Origin of the sequence: Pseudomonas sp. B7, from assembly GCF_016735645.1 — a bacterium.
GTDB classification, from domain to species: domain Bacteria; phylum Pseudomonadota; class Gammaproteobacteria; order Pseudomonadales; family Pseudomonadaceae; genus Aquipseudomonas; species Aquipseudomonas glycinae.
Genome location: NZ_JAERRE010000001.1, coordinates 941252 through 961078, shown reverse-complemented (window position 1 = coordinate 961078; position 19827 = coordinate 941252). Strand labels below are relative to the sequence as shown.

The following is a 19827-nucleotide window of genomic DNA, read 5'->3' as shown; positions in this document are numbered from 1 at the left end:
GAAATATCTAAAAAGTCAGCTGAACTTCTGACCAAGCGCAGATTTCTATAGCGCAGAGTGACCTAGAAAACCAAACGATCGTTCCGGAAAAGGAAGTTTCAAAGTGAAGCGACTATTCTGCTTGGCCGCGATTGCGGCTGCACTGATGGGGCAAAGTTTTACCGCACAGGCTGCTGGCGTCGAGTTTGCAGTGGGTGCTACCAGCGATTCGACCATGACTTATCGCCTGGGCATGAATTTCGACTGGGACAAGAGTTGGCTGCAAAGTGACGTCGGTCGTCTGACCGGTTACTGGAGCGGCGCCTACACTTATTGGGAAGGCGACAAGACGTCGAGCAACAACAGCCTGTCGTTCTCGCCGGTGTTTGTTTACGAGTTCGCCGGTCAGTCGGTCAAACCGTATGTCGAGGCGGGGATCGGCGTGGCGCTGTTCTCCAACACCGAATACGAAGACAACAAGCTCGGCGGTTCCTTCCAGTTCGAAGACCGCCTTGGTTTCGGCCTGCGCTTCAATGGCGGGCATGAAGTCGGGATCCGTGCGACGCACTATTCCAACGCCGGCCTGAGCAGCGACAACGATGGGGTCGAAAGCTACTCGCTGCATTACACGATGCCGTTGTAACCCCCATGAAAAAGGAGCGCCTGGCGCTCCTTTTTTGTATTCAGCGATACGCCGTGGCAATCCCCTGGCGTTCGTCGATGCATTCCGGCGCGCCCATTTCGAACTCGCGGCAGATCAGCGGACGCTTCTCGTAGATCGTGCACATCATCGTGTCGCGATCCAGCGCCGCGCACCAGCCGTCATCCAGACGCAGCATCACCTCTCCACCCCAATCGTCGGTATCGATAAAACGCTCGGGCACGCCGGTATCGGTGATCAGCATCACTTCGAGCTGACAGCAGCAGGCTGCACAGGTCGAGCAGGTGACAACGGGCTCGGCGATCTGCCGATGGGGAATGGTTTTCATGGCGCCAGTGTACGGTAGTGGCCGATGACCGTGTGAAAGGCCTGACAGGCGTTTACCTTGCCAGCCGCCGGGACAATTGGTGCAACAGCGGAAACAGCAATCCCCACAGCAGCGCGATGCCGATCAGGGTCGCGAGCTCTCCGAAGGGAAATTGCACGCCAGCCAGTCGTCCGCCGGCGCCATAGGACAACGCGCCCCCTGCCGCCCCCAGCAGACTGGCCAGCCACCATGGCCTCGCGCTCCATTGCAGGCAATGACGTAATGTCGTGGCAAACAACGCCCACAACAACATCAGCCACAGCGGAATCAGCGGCGACAGATCCTTGAACTCGAAGACCCCGAGACCGCGCAGCGTACTGTCCACCGTCGTGCCGATAATCACAACGCAGAGCAACAGGCGACCTTCCTGCGCCCAGCTGCTGATCCAGCGCAGATGAATCACCAGCACCGCCAGCGCCAGTAGCAGCCAAAGGCTGTCGCCACCGAGCACGCAGGCCAGCCAGCCGATCTGGAACAGCACCGCGTTGGCCAACCGCTCAAGCATCGAACCGGCCCAGCAAAGGCTCGGTCATCGCCGCCGGTTTGGCCAGCACCAGTTGTGCGGTGCCGATGGTGCGCTCGAGGAATCCGCCCTCGCAGTAACACAGGTAGAACTCCCACAACCTGAGGAAGTAATCGTCATAGCCCAGTTCGGTCAGACGGCCGTGAGCATGGCGAAAGTTCTCGTGCCACAGACGCAGGGTGCGGGCGTAATGCAGGCCGAAATCTTCCATGTGCAGCAGGTTCATGTCGGTGTCGCGGCCGACGATTTCGAGCATTTTCTGCACGCAGGGCAGGGCGCCGCCGGGGAAAATGTAGCGCTGGATGAAGTCCACGCCACGGCGGGCCTGTTCGTAACGCTGTTCGCGGATGGTGATCGCTTGCAGCAGCATCAGGCCGTTGCTCTTGAGCAGCTGCGCGCATTGCTTGAAGTAGGTCGGCAGGAAGCGGTGGCCGACCGCCTCGATCATCTCGATCGATACCAGTTTGTCGTACTGGCCGGTGAGGTCGCGGTAGTCCTTGAGTAGCAGCGTCACTTGATCCTGCAAACCGAGACGTTCGATGCGCGCGGCAGTGAAGGCGAACTGCTCCTTCGACAGCGTGGTGGTAGTGACTTTGCAGCCATAATGCTGCGCCGCGTAGAGCGCCATGCTGCCCCAACCGGTGCCGATTTCCAGCAGATGGTCGCCAGGCTTGAGCGCGAGTTTCTGGCAGATCCGCTCCAGCTTGTTCAGTTGCGCCTGCTCCAGGCTGTCGTCAGGGCTGAGGAACTGCGCGGCTGAATACATCATGGTCGGGTCAAGAAACTGCTCGAACAGGTCATTGCCCAGATCGTAATGAGCGGCGATGTTTTTCTGCGAGCCCTTGCGCGTATTGCGGTTGAGCCAGTGCAGCCCGCGCACCAGCGGGCGACCGAGCCGGGCCAGGCCACCTTCCATTGCGTCGAGCACTTCAAGGTTGCTGACGAAGACCCGCACCACGGCCGTCAGGTCCGGCGAGCGCCAGTAGCCATGGATGAAAGCTTCACCCGCACCGATCGAACCATTGCCGGCGACCAGGCCCCAGACGGCCGGATCCAGAACTTGAATCTCGCCCACCAGGGCGCTGCCCGGCGTGCCGAAGACGTGGCGCTCGCCGTCCTCGATGACGATCAGTTGACCCTGCTTGAGCTGCTCCAGCTGGCGCAGTACTCCCCGGCGCAGCAGCGAACCGCTCAGGCCGTGAGGGCTGAACAGGCTGGCTTTGGCCGAGACGCTAGTGGATTTCATGGTGGCGTTCCTCGGTCGGTACAGTGGCGGTTCGAAAACGGTCGTCGGCGCGTTGGTGGTCATACACCGGGGTGCGCTTGAGCAACAGGCGCAGCGCCTGCCAATAGATCGCCAGCGCGGTCTTGGCAGTCATCCAGGGAAAGCGCCACAGGTGTCGGTGCAAGTGGCTTCGATCAAGGGGTTCGCGTTGCAGGTCGAGGGTGGCGTCGAACAGTTTTTGCTCACCCTGCCAGTCGGCCATGTGTACGCCCAAAGTCTGCGCGGCCGGGCTGAAGCTCATGCGGTATTCCAGGTCCGGCGGCAGGAACGGCGACACGTGAAAGGCCTTGGTCACGGCAAAGTGCTGATGAAAGTCCCGCAGATGAGTCGGCGTTCGAGCCGGCAGCACGTAGTGATAACGCTCGCGCCATGGCGTGTTGCGGACCTCGCAGAGAATCGCCGCCAGTTGGCCGTCGGCCTCGTGGCAATAGAAAAAGCTCACCGGGTTGAACGACAGGCCCCAGCTGCGCGGTTGGGTCAGCAGGCAGATCGAACCTTGCGGCGCATGGCCCAGGGCTTCGCCGACCAACTGGCGCACCGCATCGCTCAGGCGCACGCCCCGGTCGGTGAAGGTTTTCAGGTAATCGGTTTCGCGAAATGAAAACGGCGCAAAGCGGCTGGTGCCCGCCAGTCGGGACAGGCCCAGCACCGCTTCCTGTTCAGCCAGATCCAGATACAGCATGCCGATCCGGTAACGGAATTGATGACGGCGCGGTGCGAATCGCCGATGGGCAATCCAGCCACTGTAGAGCGCGCTGTTCACAGACTTTCTCCGAAGGCTGCGGCCACGCGCAGGGCGCTGACCACGCCGTCCTCGTGAAAACCGTTGGCCCAATAAGCGCCGCAATAATGCGTGTGTTGCGCGCCGTCGATTTCAACCCAGCGCTGCTGTGCCGCCACGGCCGCGAGGCTGAATTGCGGGTGGGCATAGGTGAAGCGCGCCAGCACTTTGGACGGCGTGATGCCAGCGCTCTGGTTGAGGCTGACGCAGAACGTGGTGTCGCTGTGGATGCCTTGCAGAATGTTCATGTCGTAGGTCACGGCCGCCCGGGTATGACCGGCTCCGCCGAGGCGATAGTTCCAGCTGGCCCAGGCCCGCTTGCGCGTGGGCAGCAGACGGGTGTCGGTGTGCAGCAGCACTTCGTTGTCGGCGTAGGGCAGGGCGCCGAGGATTTCCCTTTCTTTATCGTCAGGACTTCCCAGCAGTCGCAGGGCCTGGTCGCTGTGGCAGGCCAGCACCACTTTGTCGAAACGTTCGATGCCGGCCGGGCTGTGGATAACCACGCCGTGCGCATCGCGATCGATCCGGCCCACCGGGCAATTCAGGCGGATACGCTCCTTGAACGATGCGGTCAACGGCGCAATGTAAGCGCTGGAACCACCCTCGATGACCTGCCATTGCGGACGGTTGCTGACCGACAGCAACCCGTGGTTCTCAAAAAACCGCACAAAGAACTGCAACGGAAAATTGAGCATCTCGGCCATCGGCATCGACCAGATCGCCGCGCCCATCGGCACGATGTAATGCAGGATGAAGCGCTCGCCGTAAGCGCCGGCCTTGAGGTAATCGTCGAGTGTGGTGTCCGCGGTGATCCGCTGTTCGGCAAGGTCGCGCCGGGCTTCTTTATTGAATCGCAGGATGTCGCGCAACATGCCCCAGAATCCGGGCGACAGCAGATTGCTGCGCTGGGCAAACAGGCTGTTCAGGTTGTTGCCGTTGTATTCCAGACCGGTGTCCGGATCGTTGACCGAAAAGCTCATCTCGGTGGGTTTGAACGTCACACCCAGTTGGCCAAGCAAACGGATGAAGTTGGGATACGTCCAGTCGTTGAACACGATGAAGCCGGTGTCCACCGCATACTCGCGCCCGTCCACGGTCACAGGCACGGTGTGCGTGTGGCCGCCGATCCGGGCGTCGGCTTCGAACACCGTAATGTCATGCCGACGAGCGAGCAGATAGGCACAGGTCAAACCGGCGATGCCGCTGCCGACAATGGCGATCTTCATGTTGCGTCCTTGAGCGGAGGGTTGCTGCGCACCATGCGTTTGCCAATTGCCAGTTGTACCCGCGCAGGCATTTTCGACAGTGGCCACAGAACCGCCATGAACAGTGCCGGAAAGGCGATTTCCAGCGGTCGATCTTTCAGCTTGGCGAAGATGTGCCGTGCGGCTTTATCCACAGGCCAACTGAGCGGCATCGGGAAATCATTTTTGGCGGTCAGCGGTGTCTCTACAAAACCGGGGCTGATCACGGTCACTTCAATGCCTTCGTCCGCCAGATCGATACGCAGGGACTCGAACAGATAGCGCAGCCCGGCCTTCGATGCGCCATAGGCTTCGGCGCGGGGCAGCGGCACATAGGTCACCGAGCTGGCCATGCCCACCAGATGCGGTGCCGTCCCTTTGCGCAGCAAGGGCAACGCGGCTTCAATGCAATAGCTGCTGGCGAGCAGGTTGGTGCGCACCACGTGCTCGATGATCGAGGCGTCGAACTGCCGGGCATCGACGTACTCACAGGTGCCGGCGTTGAGGATCACTGTGTCCAGCGCGCCCCAGTCCATGGCGATTTTCTCGCCTATTTCCCGGACAGTCTGGCTGTTGGTCAGGTCTCCCGGCACTACCAGCACCTGGCCCGGATAGCGCTGTGCCAACACTTTGAGCGGCGCGACCTGTCGGGAACTGACCGCCAGATGTGCGCCGCTCTTCAGAATTTCTTCCGCGAGTGCCGCGCCGATGCCACTGCTGGCACCGGTCAGCCAATAACGCCGTGGAGCTGTACGACTCATCCCAATCTCCTTTTCAGCCAAGCGATCACCCGACCCAATATGGGTAAATGTTCATAAAGCAGTGCTCCGGCATCGAAGTAATCCCGATGACGGTAAACCTTGTCGCGCCAGAGCAGGTGAGAGCAGCCGGAGACTCGAATCAGTTGCCCGCTGGCCAGGCGCGGGTGGCGGTAGCTCATGACCCAGCGCAAATAACCTTCCCCGTCGCCGATCTGGTCGAAACCGTGGAAATCGAAGCGCAGTTCGTTGACGTTGGCGTACAACTCGCGGAAGTAAGCGCGCAGGTTCGTCAGCCCCTGCACTTCGTGCAGCGGATCGGTGAAATGAATGTCCTCGCTGTACAGTTCGTCCAGTTTTCGCAAGTTGTCTTTATTCAACTGTGCGAACCGCCGGGCGAAACCGCGCAGAAATTCACTCATCGCTCTCTCCTTGAGACGACCGCGACGGCAGGTTCTTGAAGGCTGCCAGCGCCCGCTCCCGCGATGTGCTCAGATTGACGATCGGCGGCGGATAGTCCGCGACGCCGAACAGCCCGCCGGCACTGGCCGGGTTGTGTACGTCTTTTTTGTTCAGTCCGGCCAGCTCCGGCAGCCAGTGCTTGATGAACAAGCCTTCGCTGTCGAATTTTTCCGACTGGCTGACCGGGTTGAAGATGCGAAAGTACGGCGCCGAGTCGGTGCCGGTCGAGGCGCTCCACTGCCAGCCGCCGTTGTTCGCGGCCAGGTCGCCGTCGATCAGGTGGCGCATGAAGAAACGCTCGCCTTCGCGCCAGTCGATCAACAGGTTCTTGGTCAGAAACATCGCCACCACCATTCGCAGGCGGTTGTGCATCCAGCCGGTTTCCAGCAGTTGGCGCATGGCCGCGTCGATGATCGGCAAGCCGGTGCGGGCCTCTTGCCAGGCGGCCAGGTCCTCGGGGGCATTGCGCCAGGCCAGGTCTTCGGTTTCCGGACGGAATGCGCGATGCCGTGAAACCCGCGGATAGCCGACGAGGATGTGTTTGTAAAACTCACGCCACAGCAGTTCGTTAATCCAGGTGATGGCCCCGACTTTGCCGCTTTCGAATTCGCCCTGATTGCTTTGCAGGGCAGCGTGCAGGCACTGGCGCGGCGAGATCACACCCGCGGCCAGATAAGGCGAGAGCTGGCTGGTGCCGGGTTTGGCCGGGAAGTCACGTTCGCTCTTGTAATAGTCGATCTGTGCATCGGCGAACGTGTCGAGGCGTCGCCGGGCCTCGGTTTCACCGGCGGGCCACAGGGCGCGCAGGGATGCGCCGGGAGTCGGGAATCCTTCGATGGCTTCTGGAACGGGGTCGCTGGCGATGTTCAGCGCTGACTGTTTGCCCGGCGCCTGTTTCAGCGAAGGCATCGAACGGTGCAGGTGCTCGTAGCAGACTTTGCGGAACTGACTGAACACCTGAAAGTAAGTGCCGGTGCGGGTCAGCACGCTGCCGGGCTTGAACAGCAATTGGTCGAGGTAGCTATGGAACGTTATGCCTTCGGCTTGCAGCGCCTTGGCAACGGCTGCGTCGCGACGGCTTTCGTTGATGCCGTATTCCTCGTTGACGTGCACTGCCTCGATCTTCAGTTGCCGACACAGCTCGAGCAGCACCGCCGGTGCCTGATCCCAGTGAGGCGCGGTGCGGATCAGGAGCGGGATGTTCAGGTCGCCGAGGCTTTTGCTCAGCTCGTGCAGATTGCGCAGCCAGAAATCGATCTTGCACGGCGCGTCGTCATGTTCCTGCCATTGCTGCGGGCTCAACAGGTACACGGCCACGCTCGGGCCACGCTCGGCGGCGGCTGCGAGGGCAGTGTTGTCATGTTGGCGCAAGTCGCTGCGCAGCCAGATCAATTGCATGTCGGTTTCTGTCTGAATCATTAAATCAACCCACGCTGAACGAGTGCCCGATGCGCCGAAAGAGGATCTTCGGCCAGCAGCAGATCTGCGATTTCGGAAGTTCTGGCGGACAACTCGGCGTGGTGAATGCACACCGTGGGTCCGGCAATCAGTTTCGGGCAACTGATGCCATTCAACAGTTTCGGCAGTTGGGCAAGGTTCAGGGCTTTGCTGGAATACAGCAGTACGCCACGGGCTTGCAGGGTATCGGTTGCCAATGCCAGTTCGCCGGCCGGCAGCGGCCAGTCGAGTACTTGTACCGGGCAATCGGCGCTGCTGATGAGCCAGGCGCAGAGCCACAGATGCGGCTCCAGCGCCAGATCCGATTGATTGACCAGCAGCAGCGGCGCAGTGCGCAACTGACGGTTGTTATGGTAGATGCGTGCGCCGAATTTGCTGCGCAACCAGGCATAAAAGAACACGCGCTCCATCTGCGCGCCGAACTGGCCCTGCCAACGTTGTTCGAGATCGCTCAGCAGCGGCAGCAACAATTGCTCGCACAGGGTGCGTGGCGGATACAGCGCCATCGCCTGGTTGACGCTGTCGTCAAGGCTGCGCTCGTTCAGTTGAGTGACCGCCAACAGGGCGGCCTGACGCAGGGGATGCCATTCGTCTTCCACCGGTTCGTTCAAGGCCTGCGCCGTGTCGAGCAGCGGTTTGACCTGGCTGACCGCTACGCCACGGTTGAGCCAGGTGAGAATATTCTGGATACGCAGCACATGATCGGCGTTGTACAGGCGATGGCCCTTGGGCGTGCGTTGCGGCACGATCAGCCCGTAGCGCCGTTCCCAAGCGCGCAGGGTGACGGCATTGACGCCGGTCTGACGCGCGACTTCGCGGATCGGCAGCCAGCCTTCGTCGAGGGCTTTCTTGAAGTCGGCGCCGAGGTCTTCCCGGGCGCTGGTGTCGGGTGAGTCGTTCATCAAATGGCGTTTCGCAGACTGAGGTTTTCCGGATGCGGCTGCAGGTACACCTGCTGCGCAATGTAGGGATCCGGGTGGAGGCGAAAGTGATGCTTGAGCAGCGTCAGCGGTACCACCAGCGGCACGATGCCGTGTCGGTATTGGCCGATGATGTGCTGCACTTCCTGTTTGTCTTCTGGGCTGATGGCCTGCTTCAGGTAGCCACTGATGTGCTGCAGGACATTGCTGTGGGTGCGGCGGGTGGCGCATTTCTTGAGTGCCGCCATCAGTTCACTGAAATAGCGTGGGCCCAGTTCGATCGGGTCGGTCCGGCCCATGTTGCCCAGCAGATTGCCCAGCGCCTTGTATTGCACCGGATTGTGAGCCATCAGCAGGTATTTGTAGCGCGAATGGAAGTCGGTGAGCGCGCGGCGGCTCAAGCCTTGCTGGAGCACTTGCTGCCATTCGCGGTAGGCGAGTACGCGGGTGATGAAATTTTCCCGCAGCACCGGATCATTAAGACGCCCGGCTTCTTCCACCGGCAGGTCCGGATGCCGTGCACAGAACGCGTCGGCGTAAATGCCGCGCCCGCCACCATTCACCGGTGCGCCGTTGGCGTGGTAGACCTTGACCCGCTCCAGTCCGCAGGACGGCGATTGCTGCATGAAGATGTAGCCGCAGATGTCACTGAGTTCCCCGGCCATTTTCTCGCCGTAAGCGGCCAGTGGCTGGGTAACATTGATCGATGGATTGACGGTGCCGACCGCATCAGGCTTTTGCGGGTCGCCCACCAGACGAATCGGCTCGCGGGGTATCCCGAGACCAATCGCTACCTCAGGACAGACGGGAACGAACTCAAAATGCTCGGCCAGGGTGCGGCTGCACAAACGCGATTCCTTGTGGCCGCCGTTGTAGCGAACTTCGGCCCCCATCAGGCAGGCGCTGATGGCGATTTTTGGCAGGGACGTCGATGAGTCGGACATGCAACAACCTCGAATCTGATCCTGTACAGACGAATAGATCTGTACAACATTCTCTCAGCATAGATTCATGGGTGTACAAGTCAAACTTTTTGTATAAGTTTTTTGAGGTTTTTAGCGCCAGCCCATTTTCCAGTGTGAGTCATCCTGCAAAGCGCGCCAGTCGCATTGCTCGGTACGCCGGGTGAGCACAGCCTGCAATTCGATTTCCAGCACCGTACCGTCCTCGTCACGGAACAGTTCGGTCACCAGAAAATGCTTTTCACGGTTTTGCGGGTGGGCTGCTGTCCATTTCGACAGCAGCAATTTGCGCGGATTGATACGGTTCACAGCAAGTGTTCGTGCAAGCGTCTTGCCGCCTCCTGACCACTGAGCCATGCCCCTTCGACCCGACCCGACAGGCACCAGTCACCACAGGCGTACAGACCCAGGTCGGCGTCGGCCAGGGTGCCCCATTCATGACTGCTGGCCGGCCGGGCATAGAGCCAGCGGTGGGCGAGGCTGAAGGTCGGGGCCGGCATGGCGCTGTGCAGCAATTCGGCAAAGGCGCCGTGCAATTGTTCGATCACCGCTTCCTTGGGCAGGTCAATGTGCTGCCGGCTCCAGGCACTGGTGGCGTGCAGGACCCAGGTGTCGCAGGTGGTCTCGCGTCCCGGTTTGCTGCGGTTGCGGGCCAGCCAGTCGAGGGCGCTGTCCTGGACGAAGCAGCCTTCGATCGGCGTATCCAGCGGTGTGTCGAAGGCGAGGGCGACGGCCCAGGTCGGGTCCATTTTCACTCCGGCGGCGGCACCGGCGAGTTTCGGCGCAGCGGCCAGCAGGGCTGTGGCCTGCGGCGCCGGTGTGGCGATGACGACATGGCTGAACGGCCCGTGGGTGAAACCTTCGGCGTCCTGCAGGTGCCAGTGTTCTTCACCGCGATAGACCTCGGTGATCCGACAAGCAAAGTGCACTTCCAGTCCGTCGAGCAGACCCCGGGTGATGGCGCTCATGCGCGGCGTGCCGACCCAGCGGGTCTGTTCGTCCGGCGACAGGTTCAACTGCCCGCCATGAAAGGTGTAGAGCTGCGGTGCCCATTCGGCGACCCAGCCTTTGCTTTGCCAGCGCTGGACTTCGGTCACGAAGCGTCGGTCACGGGCAGTGAAGTATTGCGCGCCCATGTCCAGCGAGCCGGCATCGCTGCGCTTGCTCGACATGCGCCCGCCGCTGCCGCGGCTTTTATCGAACAACTGGACGGTATGCCCGGCATCCGTAAGAGCCTGGGCGGCGGAGAGTCCGGCGATGCCGGTGCCAATGATTGCGATAGGTACAGTCATAGGGGCCTCGTTTACCTTTCTGTACAGACTACGCCGTGGATGAAACCTGTACAATTCTGTTTTTTGGTATAACTTCCAGCGTTCTGGTTCTGACAGCTTGGCCTATGGTTAAACAATAGAGCCTGCCCGATAGAAAAGATCCCTGTTTATAAAAATAGACTAGTGATCAGGGTAAAACGCCACGCGAGGAAGAAGTCATGCGCATATTGCTGACCGGCGGTACTGGATTGATCGGACGCCAGCTTTGCCGGCACTGGTCCGGGCAGGGGCATCGCCTGACGGTCTGGAGTCGTCGTCCGGAAAAAGTCGCGAACATCTGTGGTGCCCAGGTGCGTGGCATTGCGCGTCTGGAGGACCTTGGCGACGAGCCGGTCGACGTGATCGTCAACCTCGCCGGCGCGCCAATTGCCGACCGGCCGTGGACCCATCGACGCAAGGCGCTGTTGTGGAGCAGCCGGATCTCGCTGACCGAATCGTTGCTGGCGTGGCTGGAAAAACGCGGGCAGAAACCGTCACTGCTGATCTCGGGTTCGGCCGTGGGTTGGTACGGTGACGGCGGCGAGCGCGAGTTGACCGAGGACTCGCCGCCGGTGATCGACGATTTCGCCAGCCAGTTGTGTATCGCCTGGGAAGAAACTGCGCAACGCGCCGAAGCAATGGGTATTCGCGTGGTGCTGGTGCGCACCGGGCTGGTGCTGTCGGCCGAGGGCGGCTTTTTGTCGCGCCTGCTGCTGCCGTTCAAGCTCGGGCTGGGCGGGCCTTTGGGCAACGGTCGGCAGTGGATGCCGTGGATTCATATCGACGATCAAATCGCCCTGATTGATTTTCTTCTGCACTGCAATCAGGCGAGCGGTCCTTATAATGCGTGCGCGCCGAAACCGGTGCGCAATCGCGAGTTCGCCAAGACGCTGGGCAGTGTGCTGCACCGCCCGGCGTTCATGCCGATGCCGGCCCTCGCCTTGAAGGTCGGGTTCGGCGAGATGTCATTGCTGTTGCTGGGTGGCCAACGGGCCATGCCCAAGCGCTTGCTGGAAGCGGGATTCACTTTCCGGTTCACGGATTTACGCGCGGCCCTGGACGATCTTTCCAGCCGCCTCTGAAATAGGACGTTGCATGACCGATCACGCCTTGCTTCTGGTCAACCTGGGTTCGCCGGCCTCCACTTCGGTGGCCGACGTGCGCCGCTATCTCAATCAATTCCTGATGGATCCTTACGTGATCGACCTGCCGTGGCCGGTGCGGCGTCTGCTGGTGTCGCTGATCCTGATCAAGCGCCCCGAGCAGTCGGCCCACGCCTACGCCTCGATCTGGTGGGATGAAGGCTCGCCGCTGGTGGTCCTCAGTCGTCGCCTGCAGCAGCAGATGAAGGCGCAATGGACCCACGGCCCGGTTGAGCTGGCCATGCGTTACGGCGAGCCGTCCATCGAGACAAATCTGCTGAAACTGGTCGCGGCGGGACACAAACGCATCACCCTCGCGCCGCTTTATCCACAGTTTGCCGACAGCACCACGACCACCGTGATCGAAGAAGCCAAGCGTGTGGTGCGCGAGAAAAAACTCGATGTGCAGCTGTCGGTGTTGCAGCCGTTCTACGATCAGCCGGAATACCTCGACGCGCTGGTGGCGAGCGCCAGACCGCACTTGCAGCAGGATTACGATCACCTGTTGCTGAGCTTCCATGGTTTGCCGGAGCGGCACCTGACCAAGCTTGACCCGACCGGTAACCATTGCTTCAAGAATGAAGATTGCTGCAAGAATGCTTCGGCTGCTGTATTGGCCACCTGTTATCGCGCCCAGTGCCTGCGCACAGCGGCGCTGTTCGCAGAACGCATGGGCCTGCCGGACGGCAAATGGTCGGTGTCGTTTCAGTCGCGGCTGGGCCGGGCGAAATGGATCGAACCCTACACCGAAGCGCGGCTGGATGAGCTGGCCAAAAGTGGCGTGAAGAAGATTCTGGTGATGTGCCCGGCGTTTGTCGCCGATTGCATCGAGACCCTGGAAGAGATCGGCGATCGCGGCAAGGAGCAGTTCCGCGAGGCGGGGGGAGAAGAGTTGGTGCTGGTGCCGTGTCTGAATGACGACCCGCAATGGGCGAAGGCGTTGGCAACGTTGTGTGAACGGGCGCCATTGGCCCTCTAAAAGCATCGCCAGCAGGCTTGCTCCCACAGGAAAGCGCATTTCAATGTGGGAGCCAGCCTGCTGGCGATAGCGGTCTTTCAGGCGATGAAGCTAAGGGCTTAGATCAGCGGCTCATCCGCCTTCTTCTGTTTCCAGCTGTCGTTACCCGGCAGCAGCAGGTTCAGCGCAATCGCCACCACCGCGCACAGCGCGATGCCTTTGAGGCCGAAGTCGTCCGGGCCGGTCCCGGTGCCGACCAGCACACCGCCGATACCGAACACCAGGGTCACCGAAACGATTACCAGATTGCGCGCTTCGCCCAGGTCGATCTTGTGACGGATCAGGGTGTTCATCCCCACCGCCGCGATCGAACCGAACAGCAGGCACAGAATCCCGCCCATCACCGGCACCGGAATGCTTTGCAGCAGGGCGCCGAACTTGCCGATGAACGCCAGGCTGATGGCGAAGATCGCCGCCCAGGTCATGATTTTAGGGTTGTAGTTCTTGGTCAGCATCACCGCGCCAGTCACTTCCGCGTAGGTCGTGTTGGGCGGACCGCCGAACAGGCCGGCAGCCGTGGTGGCGATACCGTCACCGAGCAGGGTGCGATGCAGGCCCGGCTTCTTCAGGTAGTCGCGACCGGTCACGCTGCCGACCGCAATCACGCCGCCGATGTGTTCGATGGCCGGGGCCAGCGCCACCGGGACGATGAACAGGATCGCCTGCCAGTTGAACTCCGGCGCGGTGAAATGAGGAAGTGCAAACCATGGGGCCGCCGCAATCTTCGCGGTGTCGACGACACCGAAATAGAAGGACATGGCAAAGCCCACCAGCACCCCGGAAATAATCGGCACCAGACGGAAAATGCCTTTGCCGAACACCGCCACGATCAACGTGGTCAGCAGTGCCGGCATCGAGATCATCATTGCGGTCTGGTAATGGATCAGCTCGGAACCGTCACCGGCCTTGCCCATCGCCATGTTCGCGGCAATCGGCGCCATGGCCAGGCCAATGGAGATGATCACCGGGCCAATTACGACTGGCGGCAGCAGACGGTCAATGAACCCGGTGCCTTTGATCTTCACGGCCAGGCCGAGGAAGGTGTAGACGAAACCGGCCGCCATCACGCCGCCCATGGTCGCGGCGAGGCCGAACTGGCCCTTGGCGAGAATGATCGGGGTGATGAAGGCGAAGCTCGATGCCAGGAACACCGGCACCTGACGCCCGGTGACGATCTGGAACAGAATCGTGCCTAAACCTGCGGTAAACAGTGCCACGTTCGGGTCCAGGCCCGTGATCAGTGGCATCAGCACCAGGGCGCCGAAAGCCACGAACAGCATCTGTGCGCCGGACAGCACCGTACGCCAGAGCGGATCGTTGAACTCTTGCTGCATGCTTACGCGTCCTTCTGCTTGGTGCCGAAGATCTTGTCACCGGCGTCGCCAAGCCCAGGAATGATGTAACCGTGCTCGTTGAGTTTCTGATCGATGGACGCGGTGTAGATGATCACGTCCGGGTGGGCTTGCTCGACAGCGGCAATGCCTTCCGGCGCGGCAACCAGCACCATCGCACGGATGTCCTTGCAACCGGCCTTCTTCAGCAGGTCGATGGTCGCGACCATGGAGCTGCCGGTGGCGAGCATCGGGTCGATGATCATCGCCAGGCGTTCGTCGATTTCCGGAACCAGTTTTTCCAGATAGGTGTGGGCCTGCAGGGTTTCTTCGTTACGGGCAACGCCGACGGCGCTGACTTTCGCACCCGGGATCAGGCTCAGCACGCCTTCGAGCATGCCGATGCCGGCACGCAGGATCGGCACGACGGTGATCTTCTTGCCGGCGATTTTCTCGACCGACACGGTGCCGCACCAACCTTCGATATCGTAGGTTTCCAGCGGCAGGTCTTTGGTAGCTTCATAGGTCAACAGGGCACCGACTTCCTGAGCGAGCTCACGGAAATTCTTGGTGCTGATGTCTGCACGGCGCATAAGGCCAAGTTTGTGACGGATCAGCGGATGGCGGATCTCTTGGATGGACATGGGGAAAGGCTCCGGCGGCGGGCAAAAAAACCGGCCTAGATTAATCTATCCGAGGGTGATGTCCTATAGGACATACAGTACGTTAGTCCACAAATGCTTGATTCGGCCGTGCGGGATGCGTACCTTTGCCCGCTTTTCCGAAACAGACCCCCCTTGGAGAGCGCCATGTCCGCTGATCTCGAGCATATCCGTCAAATCATGCGAGAGGCTGACTGCCTGTACACCGAAGCTGAAGTCGAGGCTGCCATTGCCCGCGTCGGTGCACAAATCAACGAACAACTGGCCGACAGCAACCCGGTGGTGTTCTGCGTGATGAACGGCGGCCTGATCTTCTCCGGCAAACTGCTGACGCATCTGCAGTTCCCGCTGGAAGCGTCCTACCTGCACGCCACCCGTTACCGCAACGAAACCAGCGGCGGCGACCTGTTCTGGAAAGCCAAGCCGGAAGTCTCGTTCATCGACCGTGACGTGCTGATCATCGACGACATCCTCGACGAAGGTCACACCCTGGGCGCGATCATCGACTTTTGCCGTCACGCCGGTGCACGTAAAGTGCACACCGCCGTGCTGATCGACAAGGATCACGATCGCAAGGCCCGTCCTGACCTGAAAGCCGATTTCGTCGGTCTGCCGTGCATCGACCGTTACATCTTCGGTTACGGCATGGACTACAAAGGCTACTGGCGCAACGCCAACGGGATCTTCGCCGTCAAAGGCATGTAAGAACCCCTGAAAGATCGCAGCCCCGGGCTGCGATCTTTTGCTTTAAAGGCTGCTAAAGTGCTCGGCCCCGCCCCCGGAGCCTGTCATGAGCCTCTTGATCCGCAGCTGCGCCGCCCTGTTGCTGACCCTCAGCCTGCCCCTGGCCGCCGCCCCGATGCACAGTCAATTCCTGCCGCCGGACGACCTGACCCTGCGCGATGCCGAACCCGAGCAGCAGCAACTGTTGCAGGTTACCGACTATTCCGTGGTGGTCGGCGCCCAACGCCAGTCCAATCAGCAGCCGATCCCGGTGACCTCGCCGTTGATGATCCGCCTCAAGGGCAAATCCCTGAACAAGGGCGCGACGATCAATCAGGTGCTGGTCAACTTCGATGGCGAAAGCAAAAGCCTGAAAAAGCCGGTGTATGACGACAAGAGCAAGACCCTGACGCTCTTTTATCCGCTGGCGCAGTACCGGGTGGTGATCGATCTGTTGCGCAACGACACCGTGTATTGCCAGTTTCTGACCTACGCCAACGGCCACATCTGGGCTGATTTGCACACCGGCAGTACGCGCTCGCGTTGAGCCTTGTGCCTGCGCAGGGGTAAACTGCCCGCCCCGTGAAATGTCTGCGAGCTGGAGTCGGCAATGCGTAAAGATAAGAAGCAAGTGATTGGTGACGAGATCGGCGATGAGCAGATCAAGCTGTTCCTCGATTTTGAGCCGGTCGACGCCACCTCGCCGTCGCTGCACAAACTGGTCAAGGCTTACCGTGGCCTGCGCATCGACGATTTCGAGCGTTTCCTGACGTTCTTCGTTGCCGCCGGTTATGACGTGGACGGCAAGGACGAGCACGGCAAGACCTTCGTCGATCAGATCCGCGATCAGCGCAATGCCCCGGAATACATCGAGCTGATCGAGAAAGCACGCGGCTGATAGCCCGAAGTTTTCCACAGGCATAAAAAACGCCCCGCACTCACCGAGTGCGGGGCGTTTTTCATGGAGCCGAATCAGGCGTAGCTTTCGGTCTCGTTGCTGGCTTCAACCAGTTCCAGCGCGACGTTGTTCTGCGTGTTGATCTTGCGATACAGCGCAGCGTCGGTTTCCAGGACCTTTTCGCGGGCCGGGAAGATTTCCGCCAGTTTGGCAGCCCACTCACCCTTGGCCTTGGCCGGGAAGCACTTCTCGATCAGTTCCAGCATGATTGAGACGGTCACCGAAGCGCCTGGCGAAGCGCCGAGCAGGGCGGCGAGGGAGCCGTCCTTCGCTGCCACCAGTTCGGTACCGAACTGCAGGATGCCGCCTTTTTTCGGGTCTTTCTTGATGATCTGCACCCGTTGGCCGGCTACTTCCAGGCGCCAGTCTTCGGCTTTCGCCTCCGGGTAGAAACGGCGCAGGGATTCCAGACGCTGTTCCATCGACTGCATCACTTCGCTGACCAGGTACTTGGTCAGGTCCATGTTGTTTTTCGCCACGGCCAGCATCGGCCCGATGTTGCCGGCGCGAACCGACATCGGCAGGTCCATGAAGGATCCGTGCTTGAGGAACTTGGTGGTGAAACCGGCGTATGGCCCGAACAGCAGGGATTTCTTGCCGTCGACCACGCGGGTGTCCAGGTGCGGCACGGACATCGGTGGCGAACCCACGGCGGCCTGGCTGTAAACCTTGGCCTGGTGATGCTTGACCACTTCCGGGTTGTCGCAACGCAGCCACTGGCCGCTGATCGGGAAGCCGCCGAAGCCTTTGCTCTCTTCGATGCCCGAGGCTTGCAGCAGCGGCAGGGCCGCGCCACCGGCGCCGAGGAATACGAACTTGGCGTCGACTTCACGGCTGCTGCCGCTGTTGACGTCCTTGATGCTGACGGTCCAGCCGTTGGCGTTACGCTTGAGGCCGGTCACGCGCTTGCAGTACTTGACCTGGGCATCGGGTGCGCTGGTCAGGTGCTTGAGCAGCTGATTGGTCAGGGCGCCGAAGTTGACGTCGGTGCCGTTGATCACGCGGGTGGCGGCGAGCACCTGGTCTTTCGGACGACCCGGCATCATCAGCGGCATCCACTCGGTCATCTTCGCCTTGTCTTCGGTGTATTCCATGTCGGCGAAGGCGTGATGCTTGCGCAGCGTATTGAAACGTTCCTTGAGGAACGACACGCCTTTCTCACCCTCGACGTAACTCAGGTGCGGCACCGGGCTGATAAAGGATTTGCACGAGCCGAACGTGCCTTTCTTGGTCAGGTACGACCAGAACTGCTTCGACACCTCGAACTGGGTGTTGATGTGCACGGCCTTCTTGATGTCGACGGTGCCGTCGGCAGCCTGCGGCGTGTAGTTCAGCTCGCACAGGCCGGCGTGGCCGGTACCGGCGTTGTTCCAGGGGTTGGAACTCTCCGCGGCACCGGAATCCATCAACTCGACGACTTCCAGCTTGATCGCCGGGTCGAGCTCTTTGAGCAGTACTGCGAGGGTGGCACTCATGATGCCGGCCCCAACCAGAACTACGTCGACTGCTTCGTTATGCGCCATTTAACGCGTCTCCAAAATCTGCAGCACCAAATTGTCGGCATGGCTGCCAGGCGTCCAGGGCAGGTCAGTTGAGCCCCGGGTATCCTTGGTCAGGTGTGCCATGTCCGAATCTTCGCAATTTTTCGCAACTTCGACGGATGCGTGCGGCCTGGCTTAAAGAGTCCCATGAACTCATTTCGGCACGGGGCTGGCAATTCGACTTATGGTCGAGACATCCGTTTGTGCAACCAAATCCGTAGCGGACAGGCTTCAGGCTCCGGTAGTCGAGGCGTTCCCGTTCCTGTGTCGTTGGGCTGTTTCAGACGCTAATGGTGCATGTTCAGACGCAAAACTATTCATTTGCTCGCCACACTCTTGTGAAGTTGTGAAAACCCGTTTTTTTCACGCTCTTTTGAAGACGTGAACCTCAAAAAGGGCTGTCCGGGGCTGGCACCGTGCCCGGAGGGGCAAACAACTCAGTGGCCGAGCGTCATGACAGCTCTGCAGATTCGCGAAAAGCGGGATTTGCCAGGGAAACAGCAAGCACGCCAGCTTCACTCGATCTGTGTGGGCGGCTCTCTGTGGGCGATTTGGATGCCAATGCAAGCGCATTGACGCTGTTGCGGGGCCCGATCAGGAGACGTCCTTATAATCGGGGGGAGATTGTATCGAAGAAATGCGCGGAGTTGGTCGAGTTTAATGACTTTTATTAGGCATCCGGTCAGATGCTCAACATCGCCTGAGCCCGTGCGCGTGGGCGCTGCTGTTCGACCCGGGCGCTGGCGGGCAGTGGCTGGTGCAGCCAGTTGAGACGGATTTCCTCGATTTCCACCCAGCCGTCACCCATCGGTTGCAGGCTGCATTGCTTGAAGGCCTGGCAATGGCCGTTGTGGTCGAGCAGGGCGAAGCTGCGGTGCAGTGGGCGTGGGGCGAACAACGAGATCAGATAGCGCATGGCTGTGCTCCTTTTAGGGATCTGTGAGCAAGATTGGCAAAGGGCCGTGACGCGCACGTGTATGGGGGGTGACGAATGTGTGACAGGAACCGTTGGCAGCGGGTTTTGTCTGAGATTTCAGTGCTGGTGACCCACAGTGGCCCACCGCTATACTGCCGGCCTGTCTGTGCCTGATTCTGGAGAGAAGAGCATGTTGCAACGCCTGTTGTTCGGTTTGATCACTGTGACCAGTTTGACCCTGGTTGGCTGCGCCCACAGCCCGCAACAACTGAGCCCGGAACCGAAGCTGACCACTCAGCTGGCACCGGTCGGCCATGGCCAGCCTGTCGTGGTCCGCGTGGTCGACGGTCGTCCGTCGCCAACCCTCGGCACCCGTGGCGGCCTGTACCCGGAAACCAGCGCCATCACCGTGCAGCGCGAGCAGATCCTGCCGAAGTTGCAGGCTCAGGCCGAAGCGGCCGTACGTCTGCTGGGCTTCACCCCGTCCAACGGCGCGATGAATGCTCCACAACTGACCGTGACCCTGACTGAACTGAAATACCAGTCGCCGAAAGAAGGCATGTACGTGACCGAGGCCACCATCGGCGCGACCTTCCGCTCCGACGTGCAGAGCGGCAACCGTCGCTACAGCGGCCGTTACGGTGCCTCGCTGGACCAGCGTTTCGGCATGGCGCCGAACCAGGAAACCAACACCAAACTGGTCAGCGACGTGCTGAGCGATGCGCTGACCCGTCTGTTCAAGGACCCGACCGTGGGTCAGGTCCTCGCCGAGTAAGTGTTCGGTTGATGTGAAAAAGCCCGGGGCCAGTGATGGCTCCGGGCTTTT

The 19827-nt window shown here is 60.6% G+C and carries 23 protein-coding genes; 7 read left to right on the top strand and 16 right to left on the bottom strand.

Annotation, left to right across the window (positions count from 1 at the left end; genetic code table 11):
• Positions 1-103: 103 nt before the first annotated feature.
• Positions 104-622 carry an acyloxyacyl hydrolase gene (locus JKA62_RS04535; RefSeq protein ID WP_011335919.1) on the top strand — a complete coding sequence of 173 codons (519 nt, stop codon included), beginning with the start codon at positions 104-106 and terminating at the stop codon, positions 620-622.
• Between the two features lie 40 nt (positions 623-662).
• Here JKA62_RS04535 and JKA62_RS04530 read toward each other — a convergent pair whose 3' ends face one another.
• From JKA62_RS04530 to JKA62_RS04475, 12 genes are all read right to left on the bottom strand, one after another.
• Positions 663-968, bottom strand: a complete 306-nt coding sequence (locus JKA62_RS04530) for a YkgJ family cysteine cluster protein (protein WP_011335918.1) — start codon at positions 966-968, stop codon at positions 663-665.
• 52 nt (positions 969-1020) lie between these two features.
• On the bottom strand, positions 1021-1512 hold the full coding sequence (locus tag JKA62_RS04525; RefSeq protein ID WP_011335917.1) for a DUF2878 domain-containing protein: 492 nt from the start codon (positions 1510-1512) through the stop codon (positions 1021-1023).
• Complete coding sequence (locus JKA62_RS04520; protein WP_011335916.1) at positions 1505-2776, bottom strand: SAM-dependent methyltransferase; 1272 nt, start codon at positions 2774-2776, stop codon at positions 1505-1507. The genes JKA62_RS04525 and JKA62_RS04520 overlap by 8 nt, the downstream gene beginning before the upstream one ends.
• Positions 2763-3578: a DUF1365 domain-containing protein gene (locus JKA62_RS04515; RefSeq protein WP_201816491.1), complete on the bottom strand. Its 816-nt coding sequence runs from the start codon at positions 3576-3578 to the stop codon at positions 2763-2765. The genes JKA62_RS04520 and JKA62_RS04515 overlap by 14 nt, the downstream gene beginning before the upstream one ends.
• A complete protein-coding gene (locus JKA62_RS04510; RefSeq protein WP_201816488.1) occupies positions 3575-4822 on the bottom strand; it encodes an NAD(P)/FAD-dependent oxidoreductase in 1248 nt (415 codons plus the stop codon). The genes JKA62_RS04515 and JKA62_RS04510 overlap by 4 nt, the downstream gene beginning before the upstream one ends.
• Positions 4819-5601, bottom strand: coding sequence for an SDR family NAD(P)-dependent oxidoreductase (locus JKA62_RS04505; RefSeq protein ID WP_064384001.1), 783 nt, complete (start codon positions 5599-5601; stop codon positions 4819-4821). The genes JKA62_RS04510 and JKA62_RS04505 overlap by 4 nt, the downstream gene beginning before the upstream one ends.
• Positions 5598-6020, bottom strand: a complete 423-nt coding sequence (locus tag JKA62_RS04500; RefSeq protein ID WP_011335912.1) for a nuclear transport factor 2 family protein — start codon at positions 6018-6020, stop codon at positions 5598-5600. Before JKA62_RS04500 ends, JKA62_RS04505 begins: the two co-directional genes overlap by 4 nt.
• The gene (gene phrB / locus JKA62_RS04495) at positions 6013-7458 is read right to left on the bottom strand and encodes a deoxyribodipyrimidine photo-lyase (protein ID WP_201816485.1); all 1446 of its coding nucleotides are present in this window, start codon (positions 7456-7458) and stop codon (positions 6013-6015) included. Before phrB ends, JKA62_RS04500 begins: the two co-directional genes overlap by 8 nt.
• 20 nt (positions 7459-7478) lie before the next feature.
• On the bottom strand, positions 7479-8420 hold the full coding sequence (locus JKA62_RS04490) for a MerR family transcriptional regulator (protein ID WP_011335910.1): 942 nt from the start codon (positions 8418-8420) through the stop codon (positions 7479-7481).
• The gene (locus JKA62_RS04485) at positions 8420-9382 is read right to left on the bottom strand and encodes a YbgA family protein (RefSeq protein ID WP_011335909.1); all 963 of its coding nucleotides are present in this window, start codon (positions 9380-9382) and stop codon (positions 8420-8422) included. Before JKA62_RS04485 ends, JKA62_RS04490 begins: the two co-directional genes overlap by 1 nt.
• Positions 9383-9493: 111 nt before the next feature.
• The gene (locus tag JKA62_RS04480) at positions 9494-9709 is read right to left on the bottom strand and encodes a TIGR02450 family Trp-rich protein (protein ID WP_064383996.1); all 216 of its coding nucleotides are present in this window, start codon (positions 9707-9709) and stop codon (positions 9494-9496) included.
• A complete protein-coding gene (locus JKA62_RS04475; protein WP_011335907.1) occupies positions 9706-10692 on the bottom strand; it encodes an NAD(P)/FAD-dependent oxidoreductase in 987 nt (328 codons plus the stop codon). The genes JKA62_RS04480 and JKA62_RS04475 overlap by 4 nt, the downstream gene beginning before the upstream one ends.
• Before the next feature lie 197 nt (positions 10693-10889).
• Here JKA62_RS04475 and JKA62_RS04470 point away from each other — a divergent pair, with 197 nt between their 5' ends.
• Positions 10890-11792, top strand: a complete 903-nt coding sequence (locus JKA62_RS04470) for a TIGR01777 family oxidoreductase (RefSeq protein ID WP_011335906.1) — start codon at positions 10890-10892, stop codon at positions 11790-11792.
• Positions 11793-11805: 13 nt separating this feature from the next.
• Positions 11806-12831, top strand: coding sequence for a ferrochelatase (gene hemH / locus JKA62_RS04465; protein ID WP_011335905.1), 1026 nt, complete (start codon positions 11806-11808; stop codon positions 12829-12831).
• Between the two features lie 98 nt (positions 12832-12929).
• Here the strand turns inward: hemH and JKA62_RS04460 are convergent, their stop codons facing one another.
• Entirely contained in the window at positions 12930-14204 is a 1275-nt protein-coding gene (locus JKA62_RS04460; protein WP_011335904.1) for a uracil-xanthine permease family protein, read from the bottom strand.
• Positions 14205-14206: 2 nt separating this feature from the next.
• Positions 14207-14845 carry a uracil phosphoribosyltransferase gene (upp, locus tag JKA62_RS04455; protein ID WP_011335903.1) on the bottom strand — a complete coding sequence of 213 codons (639 nt, stop codon included), beginning with the start codon at positions 14843-14845 and terminating at the stop codon, positions 14207-14209.
• A 165-nt stretch (positions 14846-15010) separates the two neighbouring features.
• On the opposite strand from upp, the gene JKA62_RS04450 reads away from it, so the two are divergent.
• From JKA62_RS04450 to JKA62_RS04440, 3 genes are all read left to right on the top strand, one after another.
• Entirely contained in the window at positions 15011-15568 is a 558-nt protein-coding gene (locus JKA62_RS04450) for a hypoxanthine-guanine phosphoribosyltransferase (protein WP_007951681.1), read from the top strand.
• An 85-nt stretch (positions 15569-15653) separates the two neighbouring features.
• Entirely contained in the window at positions 15654-16133 is a 480-nt protein-coding gene (locus tag JKA62_RS04445; RefSeq protein ID WP_007951680.1) for a hypothetical protein, read from the top strand.
• Between the two features lie 63 nt (positions 16134-16196).
• A complete protein-coding gene (locus JKA62_RS04440; RefSeq protein ID WP_007951679.1) occupies positions 16197-16484 on the top strand; it encodes a PA4642 family protein in 288 nt (95 codons plus the stop codon).
• A 74-nt stretch (positions 16485-16558) separates the two neighbouring features.
• Here JKA62_RS04440 and mqo read toward each other — a convergent pair whose 3' ends face one another.
• Both mqo and JKA62_RS04430 read right to left on the bottom strand, forming a co-directional pair.
• Positions 16559-18067, bottom strand: coding sequence for a malate dehydrogenase (quinone) (mqo, locus tag JKA62_RS04435; RefSeq protein WP_201816482.1), 1509 nt, complete (start codon positions 18065-18067; stop codon positions 16559-16561).
• A gap of 700 nt (positions 18068-18767) precedes the next feature.
• Positions 18768-19001, bottom strand: a complete 234-nt coding sequence (locus tag JKA62_RS04430) for a hypothetical protein (RefSeq protein ID WP_011335901.1) — start codon at positions 18999-19001, stop codon at positions 18768-18770.
• 190 nt (positions 19002-19191) lie between these two features.
• Here JKA62_RS04430 and JKA62_RS04425 point away from each other — a divergent pair, with 190 nt between their 5' ends.
• A complete protein-coding gene (locus tag JKA62_RS04425; protein WP_011335900.1) occupies positions 19192-19776 on the top strand; it encodes a YajG family lipoprotein in 585 nt (194 codons plus the stop codon).
• Positions 19777-19827: the final 51 nt, after the last annotated feature.

Excerpts from the sequence above, each read along its gene's own strand:
- JKA62_RS04525 (WP_011335917.1), bottom strand. The coding sequence starts at position 1,512 with ATGCTTGAGCGGTTGGCCAACGCGGTGCTGTTCCAGATCGGCTGGCTG.
- JKA62_RS04510 (WP_201816488.1), bottom strand. The coding sequence starts at position 4,822 with ATGAAGATCGCCATTGTCGGCAGCGGCATCGCCGGTTTGACCTGTGCC.
- JKA62_RS04475 (WP_011335907.1), bottom strand. The coding sequence starts at position 10,692 with ATGACTGTACCTATCGCAATCATTGGCACCGGCATCGCCGGACTCTCC.
- JKA62_RS04490 (WP_011335910.1), bottom strand. The coding sequence starts at position 8,420 with ATGAACGACTCACCCGACACCAGCGCCCGGGAAGACCTCGGCGCCGAC.
- JKA62_RS04520 (WP_011335916.1), bottom strand. The coding sequence starts at position 2,776 with ATGAAATCCACTAGCGTCTCGGCCAAAGCCAGCCTGTTCAGCCCTCAC.
- JKA62_RS04430 (WP_011335901.1), bottom strand. The coding sequence starts at position 19,001 with ATGCGCTATCTGATCTCGTTGTTCGCCCCACGCCCACTGCACCGCAGC.
- JKA62_RS04445 (WP_007951680.1), top strand. The coding sequence starts at position 15,654 with ATGAGCCTCTTGATCCGCAGCTGCGCCGCCCTGTTGCTGACCCTCAGC.
- JKA62_RS04485 (WP_011335909.1), bottom strand. The coding sequence starts at position 9,382 with ATGTCCGACTCATCGACGTCCCTGCCAAAAATCGCCATCAGCGCCTGC.
- JKA62_RS04440 (WP_007951679.1), top strand. The coding sequence starts at position 16,197 with ATGCGTAAAGATAAGAAGCAAGTGATTGGTGACGAGATCGGCGATGAG.
- JKA62_RS04530 (WP_011335918.1), bottom strand. The coding sequence starts at position 968 with ATGAAAACCATTCCCCATCGGCAGATCGCCGAGCCCGTTGTCACCTGC.
- JKA62_RS04460 (WP_011335904.1), bottom strand. The coding sequence starts at position 14,204 with ATGCAGCAAGAGTTCAACGATCCGCTCTGGCGTACGGTGCTGTCCGGC.
- JKA62_RS04470 (WP_011335906.1), top strand. The coding sequence starts at position 10,890 with ATGCGCATATTGCTGACCGGCGGTACTGGATTGATCGGACGCCAGCTT.
- mqo (WP_201816482.1), bottom strand. The coding sequence starts at position 18,067 with ATGGCGCATAACGAAGCAGTCGACGTAGTTCTGGTTGGGGCCGGCATC.
- JKA62_RS04450 (WP_007951681.1), top strand. The coding sequence starts at position 15,011 with ATGTCCGCTGATCTCGAGCATATCCGTCAAATCATGCGAGAGGCTGAC.
- JKA62_RS04500 (WP_011335912.1), bottom strand. The coding sequence starts at position 6,020 with ATGAGTGAATTTCTGCGCGGTTTCGCCCGGCGGTTCGCACAGTTGAAT.
- upp (WP_011335903.1), bottom strand. The coding sequence starts at position 14,845 with ATGTCCATCCAAGAGATCCGCCATCCGCTGATCCGTCACAAACTTGGC.
- hemH (WP_011335905.1), top strand. The coding sequence starts at position 11,806 with ATGACCGATCACGCCTTGCTTCTGGTCAACCTGGGTTCGCCGGCCTCC.
- JKA62_RS04505 (WP_064384001.1), bottom strand. The coding sequence starts at position 5,601 with ATGAGTCGTACAGCTCCACGGCGTTATTGGCTGACCGGTGCCAGCAGT.
- phrB (WP_201816485.1), bottom strand. The coding sequence starts at position 7,458 with ATGCAATTGATCTGGCTGCGCAGCGACTTGCGCCAACATGACAACACT.
- JKA62_RS04425 (WP_011335900.1), top strand. The coding sequence starts at position 19,192 with ATGTTGCAACGCCTGTTGTTCGGTTTGATCACTGTGACCAGTTTGACC.